This is a genomic window from Variovorax sp. 3319, from assembly GCF_031456585.1.
Classification (GTDB): domain Bacteria; phylum Pseudomonadota; class Gammaproteobacteria; order Burkholderiales; family Burkholderiaceae_C; genus Variovorax; species Variovorax paradoxus_P.
The window spans coordinates 1-12391 of sequence record NZ_JAVDUZ010000025.1 but is presented as its reverse complement, the minus strand read 5'-3'; the positions used below and the strand labels follow the sequence as shown (position 1 = coordinate 12391).

The 12391-nt window shown below is 62.9% G+C and carries 10 protein-coding genes; 3 read left to right on the top strand and 7 right to left on the bottom strand.

The features are described 5' to 3' along the window. From J2X67_RS27515 to nosP, 5 genes are all read right to left on the bottom strand, one after another. The coding region (locus J2X67_RS27515) for a diguanylate cyclase domain-containing protein (RefSeq protein ID WP_309958163.1) at nt 1–1691 on the bottom strand (1691 nt) is incomplete at its 3' end. Nucleotides 1692–1699: 8 nt separating this feature from the next. Continuing rightward, on the bottom strand, nt 1700–1876 hold the full coding sequence (locus tag J2X67_RS27510; protein ID WP_309958162.1) for a hypothetical protein: 177 nt from the start codon (nt 1874–1876) through the stop codon (nt 1700–1702). Continuing rightward, complete coding sequence (locus tag J2X67_RS27505; protein WP_309958160.1) at nt 1873–4155, bottom strand: EAL domain-containing protein; 2283 nt, start codon at nt 4153–4155, stop codon at nt 1873–1875. Before J2X67_RS27505 ends, J2X67_RS27510 begins: the two co-directional genes overlap by 4 nt. Beyond that, complete coding sequence (locus tag J2X67_RS27500) at nt 4152–5249, bottom strand: ATP-binding protein (protein WP_309958159.1); 1098 nt, start codon at nt 5247–5249, stop codon at nt 4152–4154. Before J2X67_RS27500 ends, J2X67_RS27505 begins: the two co-directional genes overlap by 4 nt. Then, complete coding sequence (gene nosP / locus J2X67_RS27495) at nt 5242–6402, bottom strand: nitric oxide-sensing protein NosP (protein WP_309958158.1); 1161 nt, start codon at nt 6400–6402, stop codon at nt 5242–5244. The genes J2X67_RS27500 and nosP overlap by 8 nt, the downstream gene beginning before the upstream one ends. 594 nt (nt 6403–6996) lie before the next feature. Between nosP and J2X67_RS27490 the strand changes: the two genes are divergently transcribed. Next, nucleotides 6997–7386 carry a response regulator gene (locus J2X67_RS27490; protein WP_281148749.1) on the top strand — a complete coding sequence of 130 codons (390 nt, stop codon included), beginning with the start codon at nt 6997–6999 and terminating at the stop codon, nt 7384–7386. 38 nt (nt 7387–7424) lie between these two features. Here J2X67_RS27490 and J2X67_RS27485 read toward each other — a convergent pair whose 3' ends face one another. Next, nucleotides 7425–8522: a PHB depolymerase family esterase gene (locus J2X67_RS27485; RefSeq protein WP_309958156.1), complete on the bottom strand. Its 1098-nt coding sequence runs from the start codon at nt 8520–8522 to the stop codon at nt 7425–7427. A gap of 28 nt (nt 8523–8550) precedes the next feature. Next, the gene (locus tag J2X67_RS27480) at nt 8551–8976 is read right to left on the bottom strand and encodes a CopG family transcriptional regulator (RefSeq protein ID WP_309958154.1); all 426 of its coding nucleotides are present in this window, start codon (nt 8974–8976) and stop codon (nt 8551–8553) included. A gap of 1909 nt (nt 8977–10885) precedes the next feature. On the opposite strand from J2X67_RS27480, the gene J2X67_RS27475 reads away from it, so the two are divergent. Together J2X67_RS27475 and J2X67_RS27470 are read left to right on the top strand one after the other, a co-directional pair. After that, entirely contained in the window at nt 10886–11014 is a 129-nt protein-coding gene (locus J2X67_RS27475; protein WP_309958153.1) for a hypothetical protein, read from the top strand. A gap of 576 nt (nt 11015–11590) precedes the next feature. Next, nucleotides 11591–12274, top strand: a complete 684-nt coding sequence (locus J2X67_RS27470) for an SUMF1/EgtB/PvdO family nonheme iron enzyme (RefSeq protein ID WP_309958152.1) — start codon at nt 11591–11593, stop codon at nt 12272–12274. Nucleotides 12275–12391: the final 117 nt, after the last annotated feature.

Below are 12391 nucleotides of genomic sequence, written 5' to 3'. Positions count from 1 at the left end.
AAGGTCCGCTCCTTGAACTGCCGGGCGGACACATTGACCGAGACGCTGAAGGCGGGCAACCCGGCCTCCTGCCAGGCCTTGTTCTGGAAGCAGGCGGTGCGCAGCACCCATTCGCCGATGGGAACGATGAGGCCGGTCTCTTCTGCCAGCGGAATGAATTGCACCGGAGAGACCAGGCCCTGCTCAGGATGCTGCCATCGGACCAATGCCTCGACACCTGTCACTCGGCCCGATCCCATCTCCACCTGAGGCTGATACACGAGGTAGAGCTCGCCGCGCGCAACGGCATGGCGCAAACCCTCCCGCATCGAGAGCTTGTCGCGCGTCGCGCGGTTCATCTCCTCCGCATAGAACTGGAAATTGTTCCGGCCTGACGACTTGGCGCGGTACATGGCAGCTTCGGCGTTCATGAGCAACGCGTCGGCGTCGGCCCCGTCTGCAGGATAGGTGGCCACCCCGAGGCTGCCGGTGACCTGGACCTCGTGGCCATCGACCTGGACCGGGCGGGCAATGTCGTCGAGCAACCGCTGCAAGGCCTGCGCGACTTGCGTCCCGTTGCCGGGCTGGTCGTACAAAATGATCACGAATTCGTCGCCGCTCGTCCGCACGACCGTGTCCACGCTGCGCAGGCACTCGCTCATCCGCCCTGCCATGATCTTCAGCAATTCGTCGCCCGCCCTATGGCTCAAGCTGTCGTTGACCAGCTTGAAGCCGTCGAGGTTGATAAACACCACGGTCATCAGCCGTCCGTATCTGTCGGCATACGAAATGGCCTGCCTGAGACGGTCTTCCAGCAGCACCCGGTTCGGGAGCCCCGTCAACTCATCGTGCGTGGCCTGGTGCTTCAGGTGGTCGGCGCTGCCCTGCAGGAGCACCTCGGAATTCTCGATCGCCTCGGCCATCTGGTTCATCGCGCTCGCGAGGACGCCGAATTCATCCGTGCGGCCTTGCGGCACTCTCGCATTGAAGTCTCCCGCGCCGACGCGCCGGGAAAAATCGATGAGCTGCTCGATGGAACCCATGATGCGATGAGAGATGACCCGCGCGGCCACCGTGCCCAGAAGGGCAGCCAGGGCGACCAACGCGACGGCGGCCCATCGCGAGAACGCGGCTGCGCGTTCGACGTCGCGGCGCGTTTGAAGGGCCTGCCGGGTCGCAGCGGCATGCAAGGTCTCGACCGAGGACTCGATGCCAGCAGCCGCGGCGGCATGGGCTTGGCGGAACCCCAGTGTCGAACCTGGCGACCCCTCCTTGCGATTCTGCGCGAGGAACGCGAGAAATCCGCTCTCGTATTGCTGGATCTGGGTCTCGATCTGGTCGACCTCACTTTTCAGCAGCGGGTCGCTCGAGAGGTCACGAAGACTGGCGAGATCTGCCCTCATGTCCCGCAGATGACTCCTCAAGGCCGGCAGCAACTGCGCGCTCGCCTGCGCCATCCCAAGCTGCTCCATCGACAGCAGGAGGTCCCTCTCCGCGTCGCGCGCCTTGTACATCGCAAGCGAACTGCGCAGGCTCAACTCCACCATCCGGTTGTCACGGTCCAGCAGCTTCTCGATGGCAGTTGCGGAGCGCTGTTCGCCGAGATGGAAAGCGATGCCCAACGCGAGCATCAGCGCGATGACGACGCCGAAGCCGAGTGCGATCTCCGCCCGCAGGCTGGGCGATCTTCTCGACGATGGAGAGCCGGCCAAGAATTTTCTCAATCGCAGCAGCCGGGCCGGCGCTCACTGGAGGGATATTTCCCGATCTCGACGAAAGGTCCCCCCAGAAGGGGCGGATGCGTGAGCAGCGCGGCAACAACCGGCGACAGTCCAACAGTACCGCTGCGCGCTGCGAAGCGCCACGTCGCAAGACGCTCCGGGAATGACTTTTTCATGCGCGAGCCTCTTCAAGCGGAGGTTCCAGGTTCTCGGCCTTGCTGCTTTCGCTCTGCGCCATGGTGCCCGAGCGCAGAAAGTCGCCGACCTCGTTGGCGACCACGGCGCCGCTGAAGTAGTAGCCCTGCGCAAGGGTCGTGGCGCCGGCCGATCCGAGGAAGGCCCGCTGCGCTTCCGTCTCCAGGCCCTCGACGATGATGCCGATCCGCGCCTCCCGCGCCAGGTTCATGATGGCGCGCACCGTGGCTGCGCTGTCGGGGTCGTCGATGGCTCTCTTGAGCATCGACTGCGCGATCTTCAGGTGGTTGACGCGGTAGGTCCGCAGGTATTCGAACGACGAGTATTCGGTGCCGAAGTCGTCGATGGCGATCCGGGCCCCGAGCGCGCGCAACTGCGGCAGCACGTCGTTGTGGGTCCATGTCATCTGGGCCAGCGTCGACTCCGTCACGTCGAACTCCAGAACGGATGCGTCGAGTTGCCACTTCGCAAGGCAGTCCACCACGTCGCGGACCAGCTCGGCGCCCTTTCTGAGCTGCCCGAGCGACAGGTTGATCGCCACCAGCGGCGGCGCCATGCCCTGTTCGCGCCACAGGCTCATCTGCCTGCACGCCTGATCCAACACCCAGCGGCCCAGCAGGACGATGCCGCCTGTGCGTTCGGCGATCGGCACGAAGGCCGCGGCGTCGAGCAGCCCCTGCTGCGGATGGTGCCAGCGCAGCAGCGCTTCCACTCCCACGATCTTTCCCGAAGACAGCTCGACCTGCGGCTGGTAGTAGAGCTCCAGCTCTTCGCGCTCAATCGCCTTCTTCAGGTCTTCGCCGAGCGCAACCCGCGCACGAACCTCCAGGTCGAGTTCTTCCGAGTGGAAGCGGTATTGATTGCGTCCCTCTTCCTTCGACCGGTAGAGTGCTGCGTCGGCCTGCGCCAGCATTTCGTCAGGGCTCTCGCTGCCTTGAATGAAGGGGCAGATACCGATGCTGGCGGACACGTGCACTTCGTTGCCGTTGAGCATGTAGGGGCGCGCAAGCTCCGCCTGTATTTTTGCGGCCAGTGCGCCCGCGGTGGCCGGCTCGCCCATTTCACTTTGCAGCACCGCAAATTCGTCGCCGCCCAGGCGCGCCACCAGGTCGGTTTCGCGCGTGCAGTTCTTCAGGCGCTGGGCCACCTCGCGCAGCAGCAAGTCGCCGGCCGGATGGCCGAAGGTGTCATTGACCGGTTTGAAGTGGTCCAGGTCAAGGCAGTGCAACGCAAAGGGCATGGAGCCCCTGCGTGCAGCCGCATGGGCCTGGTGGAGGCGTTCGGTCAGCGTGGCGCGGTTTGCAAGGCCGGTGAGCCCGTCGGTGCGCGCGAGCCGCGCCAACTGCTCTTCCGCCGCCTTGCGTTCGGTAATGTCGATGACGATGCCCTCGACCTCGATGAGCCTGCCTTCCTTGTCGCGAACCGGAACATAGCGGTTCTCCACCCACCGCCGCGCGCCGTCGCCTGTGCACAGCCGGTATTCGATGGAGGCGCCTTCCGCGTCCTTCTCGAGCACGCGAGCCATTGCATCGGCAACCCCCGCGCGGTCGGCCGGGTCGATCAGAACGTCTGCCCAGTCCGGGTTGGCCATGAGGCTGGCCGGATCGTGGCCGAACTTGGTGATGTTGTGCGAGATGTAGATCAGAGGAAAGGTCGGCTCGCCGCGCAGCCGGTACAGGATGGTCGGGCTGTTCTGCACGATGATGTTGGCATCCGACAGCTCGCGGGTGCGCTCTTCGACAGCCTGCTCGAGCTGGTTGAGCTTGAAGGCGGCGTCTTCCGTCATCTGCCACTTCATGGTGAGCGCGCTGGCCAGCTGGCGCGCCTCGATCGGGTCGAAAGGCTTCTTGAGCACCAGCAGGCGGTCGCGTGCGTCCAGGCGCTCGAACACTTCCACCCACGACTGGTCCGCATAAGCGGTGCAAATGACGATCTGCAGGCGCGGATCCACCAGCCACAGCTGCTCGATCGTCTCCACGCCGTCCCAGCCCGGGGGCATGCGCATGTCGATGAAGGCCATGGCGTAGGGCTCGTCCGCGTCCAGTGCCTCGCGCACCTTGGCAACCGCTTCCTGCCCCTGGTAGGCGCTGTCCAGGACGAACTCCACCTCGCTCTTCCTGACGGCGGTGCCAAACAGCGCGGCCTCCATGTCGTCCAGCTCCGGTGCGGCGGCCTCGGCCAGGAGAATTTTCCGGAAGTCCTCGTGAATGGCAGGCGTGTCGTCCGCGAGAAGGATGCGGCGGTTCTGCGGCTTGCTCATGACATTTCTCTCGGCTTGCCGATCGGCAGTTCCAGCGTGAACGTCGCACCCATGCCGGGTCCGTCGCTACGGGCCGCCAGTGTGCCGCCCATCTCCCGCGCCGCGATGGCCGCGCTGTGCAGCCCGAAGCCGTGGCCGTCCTTCTTGGTGGTGAAACCATGCACGAAGACCCGCGCCAGGTTTTCGGGAGCGATGCCCACTCCCGTGTCCGACACGCGGATGCGCAGCGTCTGATCTCCGAGGAGCTCTGCATGCAGCATGAGCCGAGCGCTGTCGTCGGGCGCTCCCTCCATGGCTTGCTCGGCGTTGCGCAACAGGTTCGTCAGCACTTGCAGGACCCGCCCCCTGTCCAGCGGCAATTCGGGGATCTGTGCCAAGTCGTTCTCCATCACCACCTGATGGCGCGACGGGCCTGCGGCATTCATGCGCAGTGCATCCTCGACAAGCTCATGGATCCGTATCGGCTCGATCAGTTGGGAGGCCCCGGCATGGGCCTGCTGGGCGGCGATGATCTCCTTGATGTGGTCGACGCTCTTGGCCAGCATCACGAGTTCGTCAACGGCAGTGCGCTGCTCCGCCACCAGCAGCGGCGTCAACTGCACCAGATATCCCGGAAGCATCTTTCCCTTGGCATCGGTCGCCAGGTACGTGCCCAGGTCGTCTACATGCTCGTTCATCAGGCGCGCCGCACGCACAAGCCCTTCCATCTTGGATGCGCGAACCCCGGAAAGGATCAGGCCCGCCGAAACGTTGACGCTGTTGAGCACATTGCCCACGTTGTGCAGAACGTTGGTGGCGATCTCGGCCATCCCGGCCGAGCGTGCCGCCGCGACCAGGTCGGCCTGTGTCTTGCGCAGCACCCGGTTGACCTGCTCGTTCTCGCGCAGCGCCGCTTCCAGTTCCGCGGTTCGGCTGTGCACCTGCTCCTCCAGCATGATCGTGGTCTGGAAGAGATTGAAGTCGGAGCCCTGCGCGTTCGCGCTGCGTTCGGCACGGTCCATCAGTGCCCGGATGATCTTGTTGAGCCGGGCAGCCTCGTCTTTCGAGGAGGGGTCTGGCGAACTGGAGCGCTGCAGCGTCGTCGCATCAGACATGGCTTGTCTCCACAGCGTTCGCGCCGAACGCAATGCCGACGAGCGTCTGATTGACGTGCACGCCGCGGAACTGCTCGCCGTAGGTGTGAAAGCCGACCGTGTTGTTCTCCTGCAGGACTTCGCCGATGCGCTCCCTCGCGGCGCTCTGCGTGATCTCCAGCTTGCGCAGGATGCAGTCGTAACCCAGAACGAGCTGTGGCGGACCGATCTCGGCCCGTATCTCGGCAAACGCCTGCTCCAGGTTCTGCAACAGATCCACGCCCTTGGCCACCCGCAGGACCAGCCCGTTTTCGATGGCGCAGAAAAAAGTCAGGCTGCCATCGGCGTTCGCTTTCTGGATCGAACGCACATAGGTGGTCCCGCCGATCGTCAGCACCACCGGCCAGGCCGCGAATCGCGCGGGGTTCAGGTCGGACGCGTCGATGCCGAGCATCCGCGCGTACTCCTGGCTTGCCGGCAGGCCGTTGATTTCCTTGACGACGCGGCAAGAGGCGTCCGCCTCGGTCACCACCAGCCTGTCTTCAGTGGCAACGATGTGTTGCGTCTTGAAAATCCGAAACGGCATTCGGGACACCACCAACACCAGCACTGCACAGTCGGAGCAGAACTGGCCATCCCAATAAACCTGGGTCTTGTCGAACTTCATGCCGTCACCCGCCGATCCACCGAGCAACGCAAGCCTGCCCAATGCCGTCTGGAATGCTCGTGTCACGGGCTCTTCGCGCAGCGACAGCCCATCGATCAACAGCAATGCGAAGCTGTTGTCCACGTCCGCAGGCGCGCCTTCCGCCATCAGCTTGTGCAGCAGCGCCTGGGCGAAGGCTTGACCCGCATCCACCTCGAATTGCTGCAAATGGTCGACCTGGCCTGCTACCACCCTGAAGTGGCTGCCCGCAAAGCTCGCCCCCGCGAGACTGTGGTCCCGGAAGCCGGCGGGTCCGATCTCTCCGGCGGTGGTGCAGCCCACCACGAGGACTTCGCCGAACAGATGCTTCATCTCCTCGGCAAGCGCATCCAGGTGGTATTCGCTTGAGCAGAAGAAGATCACCAGCGACATGCCCGGCTGCGACACCATGGCATGGAACTCCTGCGCGGCCTTGCGAGGGTCTGTCGTGTAAGAGTGGGCCTTGCGTACGCAATCCATATGCACCATGTCGAATCCTTACGTTGGAGCCATTAGGCGCTTGATGGATGCAGCGCGGTTGCCTGATTCCATGCGGGACATGCCTGTCTCGGACTGCGCGCTTGCGGCGCCCCTCGAAGACCTACATGAGAAGTTCTAGTGCTAACCCCTCATAACGGACCTTAACTAGATAGGACTCATGTTTCGCTGCTTGAGCTCGGGCTTGCGCAGAGCCCACGCCGGTCTGCGCATCGCGCTTCGGAAGTGGTGGGTGCGCTCGCGGCCTGTCGAAGTCGACCGCATCAGCGATTCGATCCGAGGTCCGACGAGGATCGCCCGCGCACTTGGCCGTGCGCCAAGGTGTGGACGCGCTGAATTCTGCTGCCGAGGCAATTCTGCGTATCGGCATTGGCGGCGGTTCTCCTCAATGCTTCCCGGGCCACCTGGATGGCCCACCGAGCTTGAGTGCGCACGTGAAGACCTTTTCCGAACCACAGGGCCACGGCACCCTCGGCCGCGACTCGAGCATGGCGCGGTCGTGGGGAGGTTCCTACATGATCCGTCTGGCCGTGCGTACGACCGAGCGATTTCATGCGTTTAGCTTCGCTGTGTAGGAGCAAGCGAATGGAACTGTGCATCTTTCTTGTCGAGGACAGTCCGCAGATCCGAGACAATCTGATTCCCGCCCTGGCCGATCTTGGGCTCGCGCAGGTGGTCGGCGTCGCGGAATCGGAACCGGAAGCAACCGAGTGGCTGGCTCGGCATGAGCATGCGTGGGATATCGCGGTCGTCGACCTTTTCCTGAAGAAAGGATCCGGCCTCGGCGTCTTGCGCTGGGTGCACCCACGACGCCGCCCGAAGCAACGGGTTGTGGTGCTCTCCAACTATGCAACTCCCACGACGCGCGAGAGTTGCCTTGAATCCGGCGCGGATGCGGTGTTTGACAAGTCGACCCAACTCGATGAGTTCTTCGACTACTGCCAAGCCGCGGACAGGCACCGCACCGCCTGCTAGCGCCGCAGTGCACACATTCGCCGTTTCCAAAGGATTGGTTAGGAGGGTTGTCCGCCTTGGCGGCTGTCGTCCAATCGATGCCCAAGGAAGAATCGAAGGATCTCGCGGCTGGCGTCGACGCCTTCGGGCTGGGTGTAGCTGCCTTGCGGGCTTCCGCCGGACCATGCGTGGCCCGCTCCATGAAGGCGCCAATGCTCGGAATCGCCACAGCCGCTGGGGGCAGCGTAGAGTGTCCGCGTGAAGCGCCGCCCCGACGGGGATTGGCCTTCCTTGACCTCCGCCGGCGTCGCCCCCGCGAAGACGGCCAGCCCGTTGCCGGCATGCACCGTCTTGTCTGCATCGCCATGAAAAACAATGGTCGGCGGCCGCGGTGCAGTCCCATGACCGAAAGACGGCGCCGCGCCTCTTTGCATTGCGCTTAAGGCCGACGCCACGTCATGCGCGGCGCCGTGCGGAAGACCGGAATGCACGCCCACCGCAGCGTAGACGTCGGGATAGCAATGACCCAGCACATCCGCCATCGCGCCCCCCGCAGACAGGCCTGCCACGTAGATCCTGCGAGGGTCGGCGTGCTGCTGCTGGGTGACATGTTGGGTCAGGGCGGCCAGAAGCGCCGGCTCACCCCGGCCGCGTTGCTGATGCTGCGACTTGAACCAGTTCCAGCATTTCTGGCCATTGGCCCTTTGCGTCTGTTCGGGATAGAGCACCATCGCGCCGCAGGCGCGTGCGTGCTCGTTCATGCGCGTGCCGACAGCGAAGTCGGCAGCGTTCTGGGTGCACCCGTGAAGCATCACGACCAGCGGCTGCGGCGCCTCCCGCCGCTCTGGGGTGGGCGCCGGGACGAAAAGCATGTAGTCGATGCTGCGGCCCTGGTGTGCAAACGTGCCCTTCACCCATTGTTCGGTGCCCTCCGCCGACCCGGGGGAGGGCGCCCGTGGCTCCCGGTCGATCACCCGGGCCTCGACCTCGATGATCTCTGGGACGACCGTGGGTGCGTTCGATCCGCCGGACGCTGCCGGCCGTGGCTCGGCCTCGCTTCGCAGTGCGCGCTGAATGGCCTCGGTAGCTTCGCCCAAGCGCCCTTGGCGCGTGAGGAGGGCGGCCTTGTCCATCAGGCCCGCGAAAAGTGGATTCATTGATTGGTCCGAAAAGTTGGATATGAAACTAGCGGATGCGTCCTGCCAGCGCCGCCTTGACAGCGGGGGATGCATGAAGTGCACCGAGCACTGTCAACGAGTCGATGGCTGCACTGGCGAGCTCGGGACTGACATCCGGCTCAATGACGGCCAAGCCGAGTACCCGAATCTGGAGTTTCTCGCCGGCGACGCGCGCGGCTTCGAAGTCGGCGACCGAAAAGGTCTGCAATCCCAGCACCAGCATCTTTCGGCTCACCGCTTGGCGCAGCACGTCGGCATGCGACGCCAGATGCGATCGGATGGCAGTACGGATGAAGTCCGTGCGATTCGAATAAAAACCATCCGCCACGAGCAGGTCGACATGGCCCAGATCGACGAAGCCCATGTTGATCGTGATCTTCTCGGAATCCGGCGCTTTGACAGGAGGAGGCGTTGCTACTGATTTGGATGGCATGCGCCATCCTACCACCATCCAGGTGGATGGTATGTCACAGGTAGGACACACGGAGCGTACGGATGGTGGGTACCGGCAGCCCCTCTGACGCTGGATGTTGGATTCCACTGATCTCTGACCCCTGGGGGTGCGCGCCAGTTCGGACGCTGAGTTGGTCTGTTGAATTTCGCCGATCTCTGACGCGAAATTGGAGTGAACCCCATCGACTGGACCACGGGGGAAAGATGAGCAGATACGCTGGCTGGGCCTTCATAGAAGGAGAAGGGCCATGTCTTCAAGAGGTCCGCATCGCAGGCACTCTGCGCAGTTCAAGCTGCAGCTGCGCCAATGACATTTGCTCAGGCGCCCTGGGTAGGCGCGACGCCCAACGCAAGTACACCCTCTCAGCCAATCTCATCCAGATGTGGTTAACGCAGTTCGACCGCGGCGAGCTCAGCAACGAGGAGGCCGAAGCATCTGTGGTGGCCGACTACGAAGCGAAGATAGCCTTGGAGCGCAAGGTTGGGCAGCTCATGATGGAGCTCGAGCTCGTCAAAAAACGCCACGCCTGCGCCTCGTCAGCGACAACGAGAATGAGAACTCCTCCCTCATCACCGGCCCGAAGCCTGCTTTATCCGACGGGGATGCGAAGTGATCGGGCTTCCGCGCAGCACGTTCTACTACCGCGCCAAAGTCGTGGGCTTGCGATCTCGCGGCGCATCGACACACCGCTCGCGCTGGCGGCGCTGCGTTCGGCGGTCCGAAGCCGACAGCCGCAGCCGGGCTGCATCCATCACACGGAACGCGGTTATCCGTATGCAAGTGGGCCCTACCGACGGGCATTGCAGGAGGCCGGGCTCCGAGGCTCCATGAGTTCACCGGGCAATCCGTATCACAACGCCCAGGCCGAGAGCTTCATGAAGACGCTCAAGTCGAGGAGCTGTACCTGGCCGGCTACGAGACCTTCGCAGACGTGGCAACGCGGCTGACCCGGTTCATCGAGGAGGTCTATAACGCCAAGCGGCTGCACTCGGCACTCGGTTACCGCTCACCAACGAATTTGAATCCCAACTCGCTCAGCGGGCAGCTGAGTTCTGACGACCCCGGTGGTCCAGTCGATGGGTTCACTCCATAGCCCGGTCAATTTTTTCCTGCGGTAGCTCCGGCCATGTCCATCAAAAAGAACTTCATCGAGTCCGTCAGTTTTTTTCCGTTCGGCCAGATTTCGATCTAGCTGCCACCCAAAGGCCTGCAATCGCGACAGCTGCACTGAGCACGTCGAAGAGCGCCCAAGGATGTAGCCAACCCCACTCCGGCACCAACAGTGTAAAGCCGCGTGCCGCCGCAGCGAAAAGGCGATTGCGCTCCGATTCGCAACTAGTCGCACTGCCGCGCCATAGAGGCAAGCGCTAGAGGCCACAGCCCAAAGCGGATGCCAGAAGCCGAAGGTCCCGGAGCGCACTAGGATGGAGTAGAGGTTCGCATAGCTGAGGCTCACAACCAGCTGCGTCAACACGAGGCCCGCGACGGTATCGCGATTTTGTCTCGCTCGGACGATGTGGAGGTATCGTCGTGATCAGCTCGGACTGTGCTTGGGGTCGTGTGCGGTCATGTGGATGGAATTGAGTTTGGGTCCATGCGCGGGTGTGAGTTGCTTCACTGCGGACATCGCCGATACACCGCTGAAATTTAGGTGACACGTTCTCGGGCTTTCTCGGTTTGCCGCAGCTCGGTGACTGCAACTCACGGCTCGTGGCCGATGCTAGCGATTCGATGAGGCAGAAAGGCACTGCATTTGCAGGGAACTGAAGCCGGGTAGGGCGACGTTTTGCCAGGGGGTAGGCAGACAAGCATCGGCTGCGGGTTGTGCGGGATTGTTGAGCTCTTGCAGGAGGCGCATCGGCACATTCGTATCCAGCAAGGAATACAAATGAGCAGCTTTAGCAGCCCCACAAACAACGCTGCCAAGTGGCTCGAGATCAAAGCACTCGCCCCTGCGAGCGAAGCCGCTGAGGCGGCGGCTGAGATCCACATCTACGGCAACATCGGCGACCGCTGAAATGAAGACGGCGTCGTCCCCCGTGAGACCTGATGGAGGGCGAGGTACTGCCTCTGCAGGAGTGGAAGACGCGCCCCGTAAAACTTGAGTGTTTGACCGTCTAATCCTCGCATTCTTGAAATTGCCTCTTGGCGCCATCCATGAAAGTATTGTTTGTGCTCCTGTGCTTGGTTGTCGCGGGTTTCGCGGCTGTGTTTCACATCGAAGGCAAAGCAAAGGACCGGGCTGCGGCGTTCTGCCAAGGCGTTGTAGTTGGGAGCGCCAGCGACTCGTTGCTTGATCGAGCCAGGGCTGCGGGAGCGGACATGTCGCGTACACGATGGGTACAGCCTCAGACGGGCCCCAAAGTGATGTTCGCTACGTTCATGGGGCTTCCGCCGTTTTCGCAGCACATTTGCCATATCGAAGGATGGCCTGCGGTGCTGAAGGTAGATTACCTTCATCTTGGCTAGTCAGGCGGCGCACCCCGTCCGAACGTGCCCGACAAGGGCTTTACTACGCAACCTCGATCATTAGAGCCGTGCGCACGATCCCACGCTACGAACTCCATGGCTGCGCAACCACAATTACTTGCAGATGAAAGAGCGGCTCTCTTCACTGAATATCGAAATGGTTACGCTTCCGGCCGGCCTGATCGCCATGCGGGATGACAGGATTGGCAGAGTCTGGTCAGTGCAGATGGAGAGCTTCGAACTGGCTACGACCCCGATCACACAGCAGGCGTATGAGGCGGTAACTGGAGGCAAGCCCTCGGCGTTTGAAGGCGCGGACTGCCCCGTCGAGTCGGTATCGTGGTTTGATGCTGTGCAGTTCTGCAATCAGCTGTCTGAAACCTGCGGTCTTGAGCCCGTTTATCTGGTCAGGGACCAGGAAGTGCGGCTCAAGCAGATGTCGTCATCGCCCGGTTTTCGTCTTCCCAGCGAAGCGGAATGGGAATACGCGTGCCGGGCGGGCACGCGCGAAGCTCGCTATGGAAAGCTCGGCGACATCGCGTGGTACCGCAAAAACGCGGCAGGGCGCAGCCAGCCTGTTGGCCTGAAAGGGCCGAACGCGTGGGGCCTGCACGACATGCTCGGCAATGTCTGGGAATGGTGCTCGGACCAGTACGATCCGGAGGTCTACGGGCTTTACAGGGTGTTCAGAGGGGGTGGCTGGGCGGACGATGAAAGAGGCTGCTTGGCTTCGAATCGCAGGCGAAGCCATCCAACTTTCACCATCGACGATCTCGGTTTCCGAATCGCACGATCCCTCCCGTCATAGCTCCGCTACGGGTGGCCTGCGTGCTCGCAGGCGTCGATCACACGCTTCCAATGCTTCTGGAAGCCCTCGGCATCGCTGGCCATGCCCTGGCGCAGGACCTCGCCCAGGGTGCGCGTG